Below are 16,457 nucleotides of genomic sequence, written 5' to 3'. Positions count from 1 at the left end.
TGGTCATCCTCGGGCCGCCGCGACGAGTTGCTGGCTGTAGGGGTGCTGGGGGTCTTCCAGAAGCTGGTCGGTGAGACCGGACTCGACGACCCGGCCCTGCTTCATGACGAGGACCCGGCGGGTGAGCATGTCGATGACGCCGAAGTCGTGGGAGACGACCACGGCGGCCACCCCGGTCTCCTCCAGCAGCCCGCGCAGCAGATCCAGCACGCCCGCGGCCACGGAGGCGTCGAGCCCGGTGGTCGGCTCGTCCAGGAGCAGCACCGGCGGGTCGTTGGCGAGGGCCTTGGCGATCTGTACGCGCTGGCGCATGCCGCCGGAGAAGGTGCGGACCAGGTCGTCCATGCGGCTGAGCGGCACCTCGACCCGGTCGAGCAGTTCGGCCGCACGCCGCCGTATGTCGCCGTAGGAGCGCCGGCCGACGGCGGTGAGCGGGTCGGCGATGTTGCCGCCCGCGGACACATCCAGGTTCAGGCCCGCGGCCGGGTCCTGGTAGACGGCGGCGATGTCCTTCAGGCGGAGCCGGCGCCGGGCCGGCGGTTCGAGGTCGCACAGGTTGACGGTGCCGTCGGCGACGGAACGCAGGGCGATGGCGCCGGTGGTGGCGGCCTCGTCGCCGGCGATGCAGCGCATCACGGTGGACTTGCCGGAGCCGGACTCGCCGATGATGCCGAGGGCTTCACCGGGTGCCACGTCGAAGGAGACGTCCCAGGCCGCCACGACCGCGCCGGTCGCGGGTGAGACGGCGGTGCCGTGCTCCGGTCCCGTGCCGGTCAGGGAGGCGGGTGACGGGTCTCCGTAGATACGGCCGAGGCCGGTCACCTTCAGGGCCCAGGGACGGGACTTGGGGGTGTGCGTGCTCATGCGGTTGCTTCCTGTTCTCGGGTGCTGCGCCGCAGTACCGCGCGGGCGAGTTCAGCCGGCCGCCCGGCGACGTCGGCGGGGGCGTCGCCGGTACGGCGCCGGGTGCAGAAGTCGGTCTCCGAGCACGCCCAGGCGCTGAACGTGCCGTCCTCGCCCGGTTCCTGGATGAGATAGGTGTCGTCGGAGCCGCACAGCCGGCAGACGGCGCCGGGGGTGTACTCGACCTCGAAGGGCCGGTCGTCGAACGTGAGGGGTTCGACCCGGGTGTGCGGGGGGATGGCGAACAGCCGCTTCTCACGGCCCGCGGACAGGACGGTGATCGCCTCGGAGTGGTTCATCTTGGGCACGTCCCAGCGCGGGATCGGGCTCGGCGTCATCACATACCGGCCCCCGACGAGCACGGGGTAGCCGGCCGCCGCCGTGATCAGCCCGTTGTGGACGATGTCCTCGTAGAGCCGGACCCACATCTTGGCGTAGTCCGCCTCGGCGTGCATGCGGCGCTGTTCGTCCATCTCACGGACGATGCCGGACAGCGGCTCGGGGTTGGGCACCTGGAGGACCAGTATCTGTTCGTCGGTGAGGGGCTGTTCGGGGATGCGGTGCCGCGACTGGATGATGTCGGCGGCGCGGGTGTCGGTCTCCTCGTCACAGCCCGTGTGCTCGGTGATCAGCCGACGCAGATTGGAGGCGTTGACACCGGCGTCCTCGCCCTGGTCGATGACCTTCAGCCGGGAGTCCTCGCCGACCAGGGCCAGGGTGGCCTGGAGGCCGCCGGAGCCCCAGCCGCGGGCGACGGGCATCTCCCGCGAGCCGTAGGGGACTTGGTAGCCGGGGATGGCGATGCCGCTGAGCATGGCGCGGCGCAGTTCGCGTTTGGACAGTTCGTCGAAGACGCCGGGGCGGGGGCCGGGCCCGGCGAGGGCCCCGGTGCGCAAGGCGCCGGTGCGGGTCAGGGGCAGGGTGGTCATGCGGTGTCTCCGGAGAAATGGGCGTCCTGGCGGGCGGCTTCGGCGCGTTCCAGCACCGAGCGGTACTCCACGTGGTGCGGCAGCTTCAGGTGGTGCAGATAGCCGGTGGAGTCCAGGCCGTCCAGGGTGAGCAGGACATCGTGGTGGAGCGCGGTGGCCTCGGCGGCGTCGTAGTGGACCAACAGCATGTCGAGCCCGGCCATGGCGATGGCCTTGCGTTCGTTGTGGCCGAAGCAGATGCCGTAGCCGACGTTGAGACGGTCGGGCAGTTCACCGGCCCGGGGCAGGTTGAAGAAGGACTCGACCTCGCTGACCCGTACCTCGGCGACCGCGACCGGTCGGCCGGTGTGCGGGTGTGTCACGCGGACCGGCAATGTGCCGTGGCGCAGTTCGCCGGGTACCTCGTGATCGGGGGCCCAGTCGTTGACGTACCACAGGTGCAGCAGCGAGCCGGTGTCGGCGCGCGCCATGGTCTGCAGCCAGGCGGACCGCGGGGCGCCGGGCCGGGCCGGGTGCCGGGTGATGTCGTAGGGATCGGGGTCGTCGGGGTGTTCGGGGAGCGGGGCGGCCAGGCCCATCTCACGGAAGGTGCTGAGGACATGGCCGGGGGTGCGCTCGGCGGCCGCCGGTTCGGGGTGGTCGGGGCCGGGGCCCCGCCCGGGGTCCAGGTCCGGGCCATGGTGGTGCGCGTGGTCGTGTGGGTGATCGTGCGTGTGGCGGTGGTGGTGACCGTGGTGGGTGTGCCCGGCGTCGGCCGGAGCGGGAGACTCGCCCGCGAGGCGGGCCCGGCCCTCGTCCTCGGGGAGCAGATCGAGCAGGCGGCCGGCGTAGTCCAGGGTGCGGCCGAGGACCTGGCCGCCGGGCGGGTTGCGGAAGGCGGAGCTGATCCGGCGCACCACCCGCAGTTCGGAGGTGTGCACCGGTTCGGACATCGCCAGGCGGGGCAGTGCGGCACGGTGGGCGCGCAGCAGGTGTGCGGCCTCCACGGGGTCGCCCTCGGCCTGGCGTACGGCGCGGGCCGCCAGCTCTGGAGCCCATAGGCCGCCCTCGCCCATCGCCCGGTCCACGGCGAGGTCCAGGCGCTCGGTGAGCTGGTCCAGCTCCAGCCAGGCCGGGCCTTCGGAGCTGGACGCGGAGGGGGGTGCGGACGCGGGGGTGTTCACGGGCGCTCCCCCTCGGCTGCCGCCCGTACCGCGCGGATCCGGTCGATGGTCGAGCGGAAGTCCACGTAGTGCGGGAGTTTGAGGTGTTCGAGATAGCCGGACGCCTCAGGGCCGTCCAGGGCGGTCAGCACTTTCTGCTCCAGTCGGTCGATGGCCCCGTCGCGGTGCACCAGCAGGTCCAGGCCCGCCATGGCGAGCGCCTTGGCCTCGTTGTCGCCGAGGCACAGTCCGTAGCCGATGTCGAAGCGGCTGCCGTCCGGGCGGGGCCGGTCACCGGAACGGACCGTGCGTGCCTCGGTCACCCGGACGCCCGCGACCGTCACCGGGGAACCGGTGAAGGGGTGCTCGACGCGCAACGGCAGGTGGCCGCGGCGCAGTTCGAGGGGGATCTCCGGCTGGTCGTTGTGCGGGGCGCGGGTGACCGTGTACCAGAGATGGGTCAGCGAGCCGGTCTCGGCGCGGGCCATCGAGGTCAGCCGGGCCGAGCGCGGGGTGCCGGGGCGGGCGGGTGCCCGGGTGATGTCGAAGGGGTCGGGGTCGGTGGGGTCACGGCGGTCCGCCAGCAGCCCGGCGGGCGGCATCGCGGCGGGGCGCACGGTCGGGTCCGGTGCGGTGACGGGGGCCCCGGCGGTGGCGGGCCTGCGCGGTGGCGGCGCCGTGGTACGGGCCGTGTCCTCGTCGGTGAGGTCGAGGATCCGGGGCGTGTAGTCGTCGGTGGCGCCGAGGACCTGGCCGCCCGGCGGATTGCGGTGGGCCGGGGCGATCCGGCGCACCGGGCGCAGCGCGGCGGCGGGGACGGGCGAGCCGTAGGCCAGCCGGGGCAGGGTCGAGCGGTGGGCACGCAGCAGCTGCGCGGCCTCCAGCAGATCGCCGCGTGACTGCCGGATCGCGCGCGCCGCGCGGTCCGGAGCCCACAGTCCCGCCTCGCCCATCACCCGGTCCACGGCCAGTCCCAGCCGTGCGGTGATCTGGTCCAGTTCCAGCCATCGGCTGGATCCGCCGAACCGGTCGCGGCGGATGAGCCGCTCGGCGGCGGCGATGGCCTCCTGGCCGCCGCGTACTCCGGCGTAGCCCATCTCAGGCCTCCTCCGGACGCCGTACCCGAGTGGTACGGGGCAGCCCGGCCACGGAGCCGTCGGCGGCGGCGAGGAAGAGATCGACGCCGCAGGGGAACGCCGCGTTGGCGGCGGCGAGCGCCGTGACGGTGTCCGCGGTGAGCCCGCGCACGGCGAGGCGCCGCTCGGTGCCGTCCGGCACACCCGGCCCGGTCAGCAGGAGTTCGGTGGCGTGCGGGCCGTCTGTGCCGATCGCGTCCACCTGCGCGAAGACCCGCGCGCCGGTCTCCGGGTCGAGTGGGGTGCCCGGGTTCAGCGCGGCGATGTCGTCGGGGGTGAGCGGGCGCAGCGCGATCACCGTGCGCGCGTCGGGCAGTTCCGCGCGCGGGGCGCCGGTCGCGGCGTACACCGCCTCCGCCCATGCGGCGCTGTCCGGGTCGGGAGCGGTCAGCACATGCACCGGGACCTCGACGTCGATCAGTCCGCAGGCGGCGACGGCGGCGGCCGGCGCGGTGTCGGGGACGGTGAGCCGGCGGATGCGGCCGGGCCTGGCGAGGACGTCGAGCAGCGCGGTGAAGTCGCGCTGGGACTGCTCGGGTGCGCGGCGCAGAGCGCGGACGCGCCGTGCGTCCGGGGCGCCGAGGGGTGCGCGGTGGGCGGGGGCCAGGGCGGCGTCGGCCGCTCGGTCGGTCACGTCAGCTCCTCGAAGACGACGGTGGTGGTGGTGACGTCGGCCCACTCGGCGGCGTCCTGTGCGGCCCGCCGCTCGGCCACGGCGGCGCACAGGGCGTCGATCTCGGCGGTGGCGGGACTGCCTGCCGCGGCGAGGGCGTCGAGGACCGCTCCGGCGAGGGCGGCGATCCGGTCGTCGCCGGGCCGCATGCACCAGCCGGGCACGCCCGCGACATCGACCGAGCACTCGGTGACCAGTACTTCACCGAGGTAGAAGCGGCTCTCCTCGACGGGTTCGCGTACCTGGAGGACCGCCATGCCGGTCTCCGGGCCCTTCAGGACGGTGGGTTCGGGAATGCTGCCGTCGGCCAGCAGCCGTTCGGCGAGCGGGACGATCTCCTCGGGTGCGGCGGCCGCGAGCAGTTCGCAGCGCCGTTCACGAGTCTGTGTCGAAGACACGTGTGCTCCTTGGCTTCCTTGCAGGGGTCGGCCGCGGGCGCGCGCTTTCGCGCACGGTCGCGGTCGTGGGTTCGTCAGGGATGCGGCCGGGCCCGCGGGGGTGTGGGTCCGTGGCCCGGGCGGCCGGTCAGTCGCGGTCGTCGAGTTCGACGACGATGCGCAGGCCGTCGGGGCGTGACCAGGACTCGCTGCACATCAGGGGGGCTCCGGTGCGGGAGTCCCGGCTCATGCTCTCCAGCAGCCACACCGGCCGGCTGTGCTCGGCTTCCAGTTCGGCCGCCACCTCCGGCGGGGCCGGCACGCTGCTGACCCGGCACCAGGCGCGTACCGGCACCACACCGCACATCTGCCGCAGGATCACATCGAGGGACTCCACAGCGCGCACCGCTGAGCCGAGATCGGGCAGCAGGTCCACCGGGACCCACGCCTGGTTCCAGCCGCTGACCAAGCCGTTGAGGTAGGTCTGTGAGACGAGCAGGTGGGCGGGGCTGCCCTCGCTGCGCCGCAGCCGGTCGGCGTGCTCCTCGCTGAGGCCGACGCGGCGTACATCGCGCACGATACGGCGATGCGTGCCGCCCGCGTCCTCGACGGTTCGGCTTCCCGACGGGGGTTGGCGCCGCGACAGCAGATAGTCGATGGGACGGTTGACGAAGGTGCCGGCGCCGCGGACCCGCCGCACCAGCAGGCGCGCCTCCAACTCCTGGAGAGCGGCGCGGGCCGCGGCACGGCTGACGGCGAAGCGCGCGGCGATCTCGTGTTCGCTGGAGACACGTGTGCCGGCGGGCTGGTCGGCGATCTCGGCCGCGAGTACGGCGGCTATTTCTGCGTACCTGCTCTTCTTGGCCACGCCTTCGACTCTGGACCCCGCCGTTGTCCGTACAAGTGTCCCCGCGCCATCGGTCGCCTGCGCGCAAGTGAACAACAGGAACACTTGTTGCGCCTTTCCGGCCGCGCACCGGCAGTGGGCCGGTGGGTTCCACAAGACGGCGAACGGCCCGCTCCGTTGGGGACGGAGCGGGCCGTTCGTCGGCAGGGCCTGCGGGTAGGGCGTCAGGCGTACACCTTCCGTACCCATACCGCGAGGCCCTCCACCAGGAGGACGACGGCGAGGACCATCAGCACGACGGTGGTCACCACGCCGAAGTCCAGCACCCGGGCGGCGTTGAGCAGGTCGTAGCCGATGCCGCCGGCGCCCACGATGCCGAGCAGTGTGGCCGAGCGGATGTTGACGTCGAGTTGGTACAGCAGGTGGCCCAGCAGGGCGGGCCAGGCGCGCGGCAGGATCGCGCCGAAGAAGACCTGGTGCCGCCGGGCGCCGGTGGCCAGCAGGGCCCGGACGGGTCCTGGCTCGACTTCCTCCAGGGAGTCGGCCACCAGCTTGCCGAGCAGCCCGATGGAGCCGATGCCGAGGGCCAGTGCTCCGGCCACCGCGCCGAGGCCGGTGACCACGACGAAGACGATCGCCAGGATGAGTTCCGGAACGCCCCGCACGCCCAGGATCACGGTTCGGAAGAACCGTGCCACGCGCGGCGATCCCACCACGTTGCCCGCCGCGAGCACGCCCAGCAGCACGGCGGGCACCAGGCCGATCAGTGTGCCGGCGAGCGAGATCTGCAACGTCGCCCACAGGTCTTCGAACAGTGTTCCGGCCGTCCCGCCCGTGCTGGGCGGCAGGAAGTCGCCGACGGTGGGCAGCAAGGAGCGGGCGGCGCCGGCCAGGGACTGCCAGGAGACGCCGGAGCGCACGGCGGAGGCGACGACGAGCACCGATGTCAGGACCAGCCAGACCGTGCGGCGCACGCGTGCCGCGTTCCACGGCGGGCTGGTCCGCGGGCCGACGGCGACCTCGCCGGTGTCGCCCGCGGCAACGCCCCGGTGCCGAGCCGCCGCAGCCGTCGACGGGACCGGCACGGTGGGCTTCGGCGCCGCGGGCCCGCGCCGTCGCGAGTGGCGGGAGCGGGCGGTCACCGCCGGCAGCAGGGTGCGCCGGACGGCACCGGAGACCGCCTCGAACGCGAGGCAGGCCAGCAGCACCACGAGGGCGAGTGCCATGGCCCGTTGGTAGTCGAGCCGGGCGACGGCGTTGGCGAGGCTGTAGCCGATGCCGCCGACGCCGACGAAACCGAGCACCACCGAGACACGCAGGTTGATGTCGAGGCGGTGCAGTGCGGTGGCGACCAGGGAGGGCAGCACCTGGGGAAGTACGGCACCGGTGATCTGCTGGAGCCGGCCGGCCCCCGCCGCCCTGAGCGCGGTGCGCGGGCCCTCGTCGATCTGCTCGACGGCGTCCGCGGTGAGCTTTCCGACCATGCCGACGGAGTGCAGGCCGAGGGCCACCACGCCGGTCATGCCGCCCAGGCCGAACACCCGGAAGGCGGCGATGGCGAAGACGACCTCGGGCACGGCGCGGCACAGCACGATGACCGCGCGCGCCACGGCACGGCAGGGCGCGTTGAGCGTGGTGTTACGGGCGGCCAGGAGGGCCACCGGCACGCTCAGGACGACCGAGAGGACCGTGGCCGTGATGACGACGGCCAGGGTCTGCCAGAGCAGACCGAACAGCTCCGGTACGGGCGGGAAGTCCAGGGGGAGCATCCGGCCGGCGAAATCGACCGCGTTGCCGGCGCTGTCGACGAAGGTGGCGATGTTCAGCCGCAGGCTGATGAAGGCCCAGACGCCGCCGCCCAGGCAGATCAGCAGGGCGAGCCCGGCGGCCGGTCCGCTGCCGCCCGGGCGGGCCAGGGTCCGCCGGGCGGCGGGGTCACCGGAGTCGGCTGCGGGAGCGAGCGGGGGGCGCTGGTCGATGGCGGACACACCTCACCCCGTTCCCGTGGTGGGTGCGACCGCCCCGGACAGGGGTGTCGGATCGGCTCCGACCTCGGTGTACAGCCGCATCACGGCCGCGCGGTCGATGTCGCGGGTGGTGACGTCCATCACCACCCGGCCCCGGCGCAGACCGATGATCCGGTCGGCCCAGGACAGGGCCAGGTCCACCTGGTGCAGGCTGCACAGCACGGTGAGGCGGCCCTGGTCCGCGACGTCCCTGAGCAGCCGCATGATCTGGGCGGCGGACTCGGGGTCGAGCGAGGCCACGGGCTCGTCGGCGAGCAGCAGTTCGGGACGCTGCATCAGGGATCTGGCCACGGCGACGCGCTGCTGCTGTCCGCCGGAGAGGGTGTCCGCCCGCTGGAAGGCGTGCTCGGCGAGACCGACCCGCTCCAGCCCGTCCAGGGCGCGTTCGCGGATCGCGCGCGGGTAGCTGAACAGGCCCAGGCGGGGACCGCGCAGCGAACCGAGCGCGCCGGTGCAGACGTTCTCCAGGACCGTGAGCCGTCCCACCAGGTGGAACTGCTGGAAGACGAATCCGATACGGCGGCGCAGTTCCCGCAGTCCGGCGTCCCCGGCGTGGGCCAGGTCGGTGCCGAGGACGGTGCCGGTGCCGGAGGTGGGGCGCTGCAGCCCGTTGAGCTGGGCGAGGAGGGTGGACTTCCCGGAGCCGGACAGGCCGAGGAGCGCGACCACCTCGCCGCCCGCCACGTCGAAGGAGACCCGGTCGAGGGCGAGCCGGGCGTCGGGGCCGGTACCGAACCGCTTGGTGAGGCCGGTGAGCCGGATCACCGGCTGGGCATGACCGGCCCGAGCCCCGGCCGCGGTGCCGACGGCCGTCATGAACCCGCCGTGCACTGGGCGTCCCCGGTGGTGGCGCACACATCGCGCACGCTCTTGTAGTCGGAGTCCTTGACCGGGGCGTAACCCCAGTAGCCGAAGATGCGGCAGTCGTCGCCGTCGCAGTACCCCTTGGACTTCAGATAGTCGGCGTTGGCCTTCTTGGTGAAGACATCGGCGAGCTGTCGGCGCAGTTCGCTGCTGAGGTCGGTGGAGACCGCGACCGGGGAGCCGGGGATGACCGGTGACTTCCAGACCAGCTTCAGATCCCCCTTCTTCAGCTTGCCCTGCTTGATCAGCAGTTGCTGGATGGTGCTGTCCGAGAAGCCGACGTCGCAGTTCCCGCGGACCACCGAGAGCACGGACGCGTCGTGGCCGCCCGCCATCACCTTGGTGTACGCGTCGTCCTTCACCCCTGCCCCCAGCAGCCCGGCGTGCGGATACAGATAGCCGGACGTGGAGTTCTCGTCGACGAAGCACACCTTGCGGCCCTTGAAGTCGGACAGACCGCCGACGTCCTTGGTCGTGGCGCGCGTGAAGCCGTACGACCAGTAGCCGGGGGTGGCGCCCTTGGCGAGGATGGTGGCGGCGATCGGCTCCAGGCCCACACCGCTGTTCTTGGCGACGATGTACGACAGCGGGCCGTAGACGGCGATCTGGGCCTTGTGCGCGCGCTGGGCCTCGATCACAGCGGCGTAGTTGGTCGCCTTCTGCAGCACGACCTTCTTGCCGGTCTCGTCTTCGAGCAGCTTGATGAGCGGCTTGTAGTGCTGGGCCGTCGACGTGGCGTCCTCGGAGGGAACCACCGCGAGTGCCAGGGTGCCCGGGTTCTCTCGGCCGGACGACGACGAGGCGTCGCTCGCGGCGCTGCTGCCGCAAGCGGTCAGCACCATGGGCAGCAGGACGGCGGCGGCGAGCGCGTGGGGGCGGAGGTGGCGTGGCATGCGGGTGTTCCTCACGGGAGCTGGGCGGCGGGGCACCGCCGGTCGTGCCGTAAGCCTCTGGACCGCGGATGAGTCGCCGCGCGCCACGAGGTTACGGGCCGCTGAACAGCCCCCGAGGCAATGCGCGACTTGGTTGCACAAGCGACCTCACCCTCCGCGTGCCCGCCCGGCTCCGGGGGCGCTCCCGTGTTTGTGCGGTCGCGCGGTCGTGCGGTCGCATGTGGGGCGGTCGCGCGTTCAGCGGTCACGCGTTGAACGGTCGCATGTGGGACGGTCACGCGTTCAGCGGTCACGCGGTCGCATGTGGGACGGTCGCGCGTTCTGCGGTCACGCGTTGAACGGTCGCATGTGGGACGGTCACGCGTTGAACGGTCGCATGTGGGACGGTCACGCGTTCAGCAGTCACGCGGTCGCATGTGGGACGGTCACGCGTTCTGCGGCTCACTCGGTCCAGTCGAGGATGACCTTGCCGCCCTTGCCGCCGGCCGCGTCCGCGAACGCCGCCTCGAAGTCGCGGTAGCCGTACCGGCCGGTGATCACCGGGGCGAGATCGAGGCCGCCCTCCAGCAGCACCGACATCACGTACCAGGTCTCGAACATCTCCCGGCCGTAGATGCCCTTGACCGTGATCATCGAGGTGACGATCCGGGCCCAGTCCACCGGGAACTCCTGGGCGGGCAGGCCGAGCACCGCGATCCGGCCGCCGTGCGTCATGTTGGCGATCATGTCCCGCATGGCCTCGGCACGCCCCGACATCTCCAGGCCGATGTCGAAACCCTCACGCAGCCCCAACTCCCGCTGCCCGTCGGCGATCGACACACCGGAGACGTTCAACGCAAGGCTCACCCCGACCTTGCGGGCCAGCTCCAGACGCTCCTCGCTCACATCGGTGATGACCACATTGCGGGCACCCGCGTGCCGGGCCACCGCGGCGGCCATCAGACCGATCGGCCCGGCCCCGGTGATCAGCACATCCTCACCGACCAGCGGAAAGGACAACGCGGTGTGCACCGCGTTGCCGAACGGGTCGAAGATCGCGGCCACATCGAGATCGACGGGAACCCGGTGCACCCAGACGTTCGCGGCGGGCAGGGCCACATACTCGGCGAACGCGCCGTCGCGGCCCACGCCCAGACCGACCGTGGCCCGGCACAGATGACGCCGCCCCGCCAGACAGTTACGGCACCTGCCGCACACCAGATGGCCCTCACCGCTCACCCGGTCCCCTATGTGGATGTCGGTGACATCCCGGCCGGTCTCCACGACCTGCCCGACGAACTCGTGACCGATGACGAGCGGCGTGCGGATCGCCCGCCGCGCCCAGCCGTCCCAGGACCGGATGTGCAGATCGGTGCCGCAGATCCCGGTCCGCTGCACCTTGATCAGCACATCACCCGGCCCGACGGCGGGCTCCGGCACGTCCGCGAGCCACAGCCCGGGCTCCGCCTTCTCCTTGACCAACGCCTTCACGAATACGGCTCCTGTGGGTGAGGCTCCGGCCCGCGGGCAGGCCACCGCGTCTGTCAGCGATGCAGACGGAACGTGGTGTAACTGTCGTCGGTCTCGTAACCGAGCCGTGTGAACAGGCGAGCGGCCGAGATGTTGCCGGAGGGGTGGACGAGGGTGCACACCCCCGCTTCGTCGATGGCCCGGCGGCTGAGCCAGGCGGTGACCGCCGCTCCGAGTCCGCTGCCGCGCCGTGCTGTCGCGGTGGCGATGGATCCGAGCTGCGGAAACCCGGTGAATTCGGTGCGCTGATGGCTGCCGCAGGCGATCAGGTTTCCGTCTTCGTCCTCGATGCCGGCCCAGCGCACGATGCTCGGCGTACCGGGAGCGATGTCGTACGTCGGATGGTGTTCGGTCAGGAATCCGGTCAGCCGGGGGTCGGTGAACCGCAGTTCCAGCACCTGGTCCTCGTCCGCCATGAGAGGGGGTGCGACGGTGAGCCAGCGGTAGGCCCACTGCCGGACCGTGTCGGGCCTGAGCGGGGCCGGCAGCAGAAGGTGTGCGTCACGTGGCAGGGTCACCTCGTCGGGACCGTCGCCGAGTGCCGTCGGCCAGACGTCCAGAAGACGGAGGAGCAGGTCGACGGCGCCTTGGGGGTCTCCATGGACCAACAGGCGCTCTCCCGTGTGCGTGGATGCCGCCGCGTTCGCCGTGGCCCACATGTGTCCCCCCTGAGGGGCGTGCACGCCTGGCGGTACCTGGTACCGGACGTATGCGCTGTGCGCGAGCCTGTCACGCAGTTCGTCGGTCGACTCAACCACGGCAATATGCCCTGAGTTCACCATGATCGTTTTCTTTCTCTCTTGCGCAGCGGAATCCGGGGTCCGCTGCCGTTCGGTGGTGTCCACTCCGGGTCCTCCTTGTGTGCGGCCGGCCGAGCGGGTCGTGGTCGGACGGGTACGGGCGGGTCAGAACTGGCCCAGCTCACCGGTCATGGCGATGTGCCGCTCCGCGCGGGTGAACGCGAGCACACCGAGGACGAGCAGCCCCGCCGAGCACACGATCAGCAGGGGGTACTCCCAGCGGATGTCCATCAGCGGCCGGCTGCCGAGCGCGAAGTGCCGTAGCAGGTCGATCGCGTATGTGCCGGGCAGGATGTCCGAGGCCAGACGCAACGGGGCGGGCAGCACGGTGACCGGGAAGAGGTTCCCGGACAGCAGTCCCAGGAAGAACCCGGCCCCGTCCAGGAGGGCCCGCGCCTGACGCATGAGCAGCAGCACGGCCATCACGAGATAGCTGATGCCGACCATGCCGGCGACCCCGATGAGCACGGCGGGCAGCGCGTACACCGCGGTCCAGGCGAGGCGCACATCGAACGCGACCACGCCGAGCAGCAGACAGGAGACCGCGCCGATCGAGGAGATGGCCAACGCGCTGACCGCGACCGGAGCGGCGGCGGCGGCGCGGCTGCTCGGCGTCGTCCACGCCTGTTCGAGCGAGCCCGAGCCACGTTCGACACTCATCATGATCGAGGTGCCCGTGATCGTTCCGACCATGAGGATGTTCAGGAACGCGCCGATGAAGAGGAACCCCTGATACTTCTCCGAGCCGGTGATGCGCTCGAGCCCGAGGGCCTGCCCGTGGGTGAGGAAGGCGCCGGCCAGCAGATAGCTGGGCAGAATGAGCCGGTAGAGCGGGTTGAGGGCGGTCATGTTCAGGAATGCCAGCGGGCTGCCCATGACCATGCGGAAGTCCTTGCGGACATTGATGGCGAGGATACGGATCAGCACAGGTCACATCCCACCGAGGGTCCCGGCCCTGCGGCCCCGGTGCTCGCCGACGGCGAAGGCCGCCCGGGCCAGCAGGACCAGGCCCAGGAACGTCCCGGACAGCAGCAGCGCCAGTCGTGGCCAGTCGGGTTGTGACGGTGTGCCGAACACGGCGTCGCGCAGGGCGTCGACCGTCCACGTCGGCGGCAGCACGCGACCGATGCGTTCGGCCCAGTCCGGCAGGATCGCCATGGGCGCCGTGAAGCCGCAGAAGGCCACCGACACCGCGCGGGCGATGTCCACCAGTCCGCCCGAACGACGCATGAACAGCGTGGTGGTGCCCGTCACGGCGGCGATCGCCGCGAGCGCGGGTCCGGCCAGTACGAGCACCGCGCCGCCCGCGAGCACGGAGGACAGCGGGATGTGCGCGCCGAAACCCAGCACCAGGCTGAGCATCACCGCGAGATACGACAGGACCCCGGTGGCGATCAGTACCGGTGCGGTCCCGAACAGCAGGGTCAGCCTGGTGGCGGGGGCGAGCAGGGTGGTCTCCAGGGAGCCCTGTACCCGCTGCCCGGCCAGCGAGGCACTGGACTCGGTGAGCAGCAGGCCGAACCAGGCGGCGACCAGCCAGCCGAGGTAGAGGAACACGGCCAGTTGAGCGGTGGTCGAGGGCAGCAGCCCCCCGGCCCCGCTCGCGGTTCCGTCGCCGGTGAAGGCATGGGCCTGGTAGACGAAGACGATCGGGTTGACGGCAGGCCAGACGACGGCGCTGATCAGCACGTCCGGGTAGCGTCGGGCGACGCGCCACTCGCGCCGGGCGGAGGCCACCAGCGCCCAGGCGTTGAGCGCCAGGTCGTTGCGGGGTCTCATCGGCCGCCCCCGGTGCGTCCGTGGTCGGTGATGGAGAAGAAGACGTCCGTCAGACTGACACGGGTCGCCTCGGTGCGCACCGGCTTCAGTCCCTCGGCGCGCAGTGCAGCGGACACCTCGTCCATGAGGTCGGACGCGGACTCGCAGTACAGCCGGGCGCGCACGGTCCGCTCGTGCTGCTCCACCAGGCCCGCGTCGTAGTGCTGGATGAGCCAGTCGGCCACCTCCGCGGGGTCCCGGGTACCGCACTCGGCCTCCAGCGCCAGCACGCTGGCCCCGGGGACCAGGGTCAGGGCCTCGGGGACGTCGCCCTGGAAGGCGACGGTGCCGTGGTCCAGGATGGCGATCCGGTCGCAGAGGTCCTCCGCCTCGGCCAGGTCGTGCGTGGTGATCAGGACGGCCGCGCCGCGCCCGCGCAGGCCGCGCACGAGCCGCCGGAACTCAACGGCGGAGACCGGGTCGAGCCCGGAGGTGGGCTCGTCGAGCAGCAGTACCTCGGGCTGGTGGATCAGTGCCCTGGCGAGGCACAGACGCTGTCGCATGCCGGTCGAGTAGCGCTCCACGTAGTCGTTCGCGCTGTCGGTGAGCCGTACCTCCGCCAGCGCCTCGTCCACCCGGCGCCGGATCTGGTCCCGGGGCACGAAGTGCAGCGCGGCGAAGTACTCCAGGTTCTCCCGGCCCGTCAGCTTCCAGTACACGCCCCGGTCGCCGGCCAGCATCACCCCCAGGTGGCGCCGGGCCTGCCGGGGCTGCGCCAGGACGTCGACCCCGCACAGACGGACGGAGCCACTGGTCGGCGTCAGCAGGGTGGCGATGATGCGTACGAGCGTCGACTTGCCCGCTCCGTTCGGGCCGAGGATCCCCAGGACCTCGCCCCGGTCGACCGTCAGGCCGACCCCGTTCACGGCGTGGACGACCGTGCGCTGGTCCGGTGCCCGGCGCAGGCGCTGGGCGAGGGTGCGACGGCCTGCGCTGTAGTCCTTGGACACGTTGTCCACCGTGAGCATCGGCTCACGCCGGTGCGCCACATCGTCGGGCCGGCCGACCGTGACGCCGGCCTCGCTGAGTTCGGTCATGATCTGGGAGCCTTCGCACGGGAGTCGTGTGCCGCCTCACGCACCAGGGTCAGCAGCCGCTCCGTCGGGATGTCCGGCGTGGCCACGGCCTGCCGGAGCACCGTCTGGAACGTGGCGTTGAACTCGGCGACGGAGTCGGCGTCGAAAAGCGATCTGGGGTACATCCAGTTGAGGTAGTACGTGCCGAACCATTTCTCGACGTGCAGAATCATGTCGAGTGTGCAGGAGGTCAACCGCCTGGGAGGCGGCAGGCAGTAGTCCTCGTCGTCGACCATCAGGAGGTTGATGAGCGTCTGGAAGACAGGGGAGCGATCCGTCGGCGGGTCGGGTTCCAGCGCGGCGGTCAGGGCGGCTATCGGCATCTCGGAGTTGTCCGCCGCGTCGTAGAGCGCGCGTTGGGCGTGCTCCAGCACGTCCGTGAACCGGCCTTCCCCTGCGCCGGACCAGCGGAGGGGGGCGAAATTCCGGAACACCCCGATGGCCTTGTCACTGCCCGGCGCCGAACGCCCCAACGTGACGGTGGCCGTGACCACATCACGTTGGCCGCTCCAGCCGGCCAGCACGATCAGATAGCAGGCGACCATGATCGCGCCGGGCGAGCGCCGGGATCGGGCCGCGAGCGCATGGACCCGTCTGGTGACTTCGGGATCGACCCGGTCGGTCAGGACGGTCCCTTCCGGACGCCAGGTGGCGGGCCGTGGCCGGGCCGGCGGGAAGGTCGTGACCGGTGGAGCGTCGCGGAGCAGCTCTCGCCAGTGCTCCACTTCCTTCGCGTAGCCGCCGGCGGCCAGCGTGGCCCGCTGCCGTTCGGCGTGGTCGAGATAGGTGTACTGCAACGGCCCCGAGGTGCCCAGCATGGCGGCGTGGCCCACCAGGGAGATCGAGTAGCCGTCGCTGATGAGGTGGTGCAGCGTCACCAGCAGAAAGAACTCGTCGGGGTCGACCACGAGCATCGCGACGCGGAACAGTGGTCCACGGCGCAGATCGAAGGGTTCGTCGGCCAGCCGCCGTGCGGTCTCGACGGCCTCGGCCATCCGTTCTTCGCTCGCGTCGGAAGGCGCCCGCAGCTGTACGACCTGGAAGGGCGGGGCCATGGTGGGGAGCACGAGCTGCCACAACTCCCCGTCGGTCTCCTCGAAGACCGTACGGAGCGAGGGCTGCTCCTCGATCAGCCGGACGATGTTGGCCGCTATCCGCTCCGGCTGCCAACCCGTCCCCACGAAGCGGAGCAGCCCGCTCAAGTGCAGGGACGCCTGGTCCGGGTCGGTGTGCTCCAGTGTCCAGAACCGGCCCTGCGCGATGCCGGCCGGTACCCGGGTCACGGCCTCCGCCGCGACCGGCTGCCGGGAAGGACCCGGTGCGGCGGCCAGGCTCGCCGCACCGGATGTCCCCTGGCCTTGGTCGCGCGCTCCGGGCCGCTGCCCTGCCACCGCCGCGCCGGTCTCGGTCCCTCGCTTTCTGGTCCAGTCCATTACATGCTTCCTGAAGATCGGCGGGAAGGT

16 protein-coding genes are annotated in these 16,457 nt (G+C 71.7%); all 16 read right to left on the bottom strand.

What is annotated here, in order from left to right; genetic code table 11:
- Positions 1-3: 3 nt before the first annotated feature.
- A complete protein-coding gene (locus ABT245_RS11790; protein WP_351731966.1) occupies positions 4-864 on the bottom strand; it encodes an ATP-binding cassette domain-containing protein in 861 nt (286 codons plus the stop codon).
- Positions 861-1,832, bottom strand: coding sequence for an alpha-D-ribose 1-methylphosphonate 5-phosphate C-P-lyase PhnJ (locus ABT245_RS11785; protein ID WP_351731964.1), 972 nt, complete (start codon positions 1,830-1,832; stop codon positions 861-863). Before ABT245_RS11785 ends, ABT245_RS11790 begins: the two co-directional genes overlap by 4 nt.
- Complete coding sequence (locus ABT245_RS11780) at positions 1,829-2,995, bottom strand: carbon-phosphorus lyase complex subunit PhnI (RefSeq protein ID WP_351731961.1); 1,167 nt, start codon at positions 2,993-2,995, stop codon at positions 1,829-1,831. The genes ABT245_RS11785 and ABT245_RS11780 overlap by 4 nt, the downstream gene beginning before the upstream one ends.
- The gene (locus ABT245_RS11775; RefSeq protein WP_351731958.1) at positions 2,992-4,071 is read right to left on the bottom strand and encodes a carbon-phosphorus lyase complex subunit PhnI; all 1,080 of its coding nucleotides are present in this window, start codon (positions 4,069-4,071) and stop codon (positions 2,992-2,994) included. Before ABT245_RS11775 ends, ABT245_RS11780 begins: the two co-directional genes overlap by 4 nt.
- Position 4,072: 1 nt before the next feature.
- Positions 4,073-4,744 carry a phosphonate C-P lyase system protein PhnH gene (gene phnH, locus ABT245_RS11770; protein ID WP_351731956.1) on the bottom strand — a complete coding sequence of 224 codons (672 nt, stop codon included), beginning with the start codon at positions 4,742-4,744 and terminating at the stop codon, positions 4,073-4,075.
- On the bottom strand, positions 4,741-5,181 hold the full coding sequence (gene phnG, locus ABT245_RS11765; protein WP_351731953.1) for a phosphonate C-P lyase system protein PhnG: 441 nt from the start codon (positions 5,179-5,181) through the stop codon (positions 4,741-4,743). The genes phnH and phnG overlap by 4 nt, the downstream gene beginning before the upstream one ends.
- 127 nt (positions 5,182-5,308) lie before the next feature.
- Positions 5,309-6,028 carry a GntR family transcriptional regulator gene (locus ABT245_RS11760; RefSeq protein ID WP_351731950.1) on the bottom strand — a complete coding sequence of 240 codons (720 nt, stop codon included), beginning with the start codon at positions 6,026-6,028 and terminating at the stop codon, positions 5,309-5,311.
- A gap of 203 nt (positions 6,029-6,231) precedes the next feature.
- Positions 6,232-7,995 carry a phosphonate ABC transporter, permease protein PhnE gene (gene phnE / locus ABT245_RS11755; RefSeq protein ID WP_351731948.1) on the bottom strand — a complete coding sequence of 588 codons (1,764 nt, stop codon included), beginning with the start codon at positions 7,993-7,995 and terminating at the stop codon, positions 6,232-6,234.
- Positions 7,996-7,998: 3 nt separating this feature from the next.
- On the bottom strand, positions 7,999-8,850 hold the full coding sequence (phnC, locus tag ABT245_RS11750) for a phosphonate ABC transporter ATP-binding protein (RefSeq protein WP_351731945.1): 852 nt from the start codon (positions 8,848-8,850) through the stop codon (positions 7,999-8,001).
- On the bottom strand, positions 8,847-9,791 hold the full coding sequence (locus tag ABT245_RS11745; RefSeq protein WP_351731943.1) for a phosphate/phosphite/phosphonate ABC transporter substrate-binding protein: 945 nt from the start codon (positions 9,789-9,791) through the stop codon (positions 8,847-8,849). The genes phnC and ABT245_RS11745 overlap by 4 nt, the downstream gene beginning before the upstream one ends.
- 441 nt (positions 9,792-10,232) lie before the next feature.
- Positions 10,233-11,261: an L-threonine 3-dehydrogenase gene (gene tdh / locus ABT245_RS11740; RefSeq protein WP_351731941.1), complete on the bottom strand. Its 1,029-nt coding sequence runs from the start codon at positions 11,259-11,261 to the stop codon at positions 10,233-10,235.
- 53 nt (positions 11,262-11,314) lie between these two features.
- The gene (locus ABT245_RS11735; protein WP_351731938.1) at positions 11,315-11,908 is read right to left on the bottom strand and encodes a GNAT family N-acetyltransferase; all 594 of its coding nucleotides are present in this window, start codon (positions 11,906-11,908) and stop codon (positions 11,315-11,317) included.
- Positions 11,909-12,205: 297 nt separating this feature from the next.
- Positions 12,206-13,027 carry an ABC transporter permease gene (locus ABT245_RS11730; protein ID WP_351731936.1) on the bottom strand — a complete coding sequence of 274 codons (822 nt, stop codon included), beginning with the start codon at positions 13,025-13,027 and terminating at the stop codon, positions 12,206-12,208.
- 3 nt (positions 13,028-13,030) lie between these two features.
- Positions 13,031-13,879, bottom strand: coding sequence for an ABC transporter permease (locus ABT245_RS11725; protein ID WP_351731934.1), 849 nt, complete (start codon positions 13,877-13,879; stop codon positions 13,031-13,033).
- Positions 13,876-14,955 (bottom strand): ABC transporter ATP-binding protein, encoded by a 1,080-nt coding sequence (locus ABT245_RS11720; RefSeq protein WP_351731931.1) that lies wholly within the window; start codon positions 14,953-14,955, stop codon positions 13,876-13,878. Before ABT245_RS11720 ends, ABT245_RS11725 begins: the two co-directional genes overlap by 4 nt.
- Entirely contained in the window at positions 14,952-16,427 is a 1,476-nt protein-coding gene (locus ABT245_RS11715) for a condensation domain-containing protein (RefSeq protein WP_351731928.1), read from the bottom strand. Before ABT245_RS11715 ends, ABT245_RS11720 begins: the two co-directional genes overlap by 4 nt.
- Positions 16,428-16,457: the final 30 nt, after the last annotated feature.

This window comes from Streptomyces sp. NPDC001508 (genome assembly GCF_040298665.1).
Classification (GTDB): domain Bacteria; phylum Actinomycetota; class Actinomycetes; order Streptomycetales; family Streptomycetaceae; genus Streptomyces.
This window is presented reverse-complemented; position numbering and strand designations above follow the sequence as displayed.

Excerpts from the sequence above, each read along its gene's own strand:
- ABT245_RS11790 (WP_351731966.1), bottom strand. The coding sequence starts at position 864 with ATGAGCACGCACACCCCCAAGTCCCGTCCCTGGGCCCTGAAGGTGACC.
- ABT245_RS11785 (WP_351731964.1), bottom strand. The coding sequence starts at position 1,832 with ATGACCACCCTGCCCCTGACCCGCACCGGCGCCTTGCGCACCGGGGCC.
- ABT245_RS11775 (WP_351731958.1), bottom strand. The coding sequence starts at position 4,071 with ATGGGCTACGCCGGAGTACGCGGCGGCCAGGAGGCCATCGCCGCCGCC.
- phnC (WP_351731945.1), bottom strand. The coding sequence starts at position 8,850 with ATGACGGCCGTCGGCACCGCGGCCGGGGCTCGGGCCGGTCATGCCCAG.
- ABT245_RS11745 (WP_351731943.1), bottom strand. The coding sequence starts at position 9,791 with ATGCCACGCCACCTCCGCCCCCACGCGCTCGCCGCCGCCGTCCTGCTG.
- ABT245_RS11725 (WP_351731934.1), bottom strand. The coding sequence starts at position 13,879 with ATGAGACCCCGCAACGACCTGGCGCTCAACGCCTGGGCGCTGGTGGCC.
- ABT245_RS11720 (WP_351731931.1), bottom strand. The coding sequence starts at position 14,955 with ATGACCGAACTCAGCGAGGCCGGCGTCACGGTCGGCCGGCCCGACGAT.
- ABT245_RS11715 (WP_351731928.1), bottom strand. The coding sequence starts at position 16,427 with ATGGACTGGACCAGAAAGCGAGGGACCGAGACCGGCGCGGCGGTGGCA.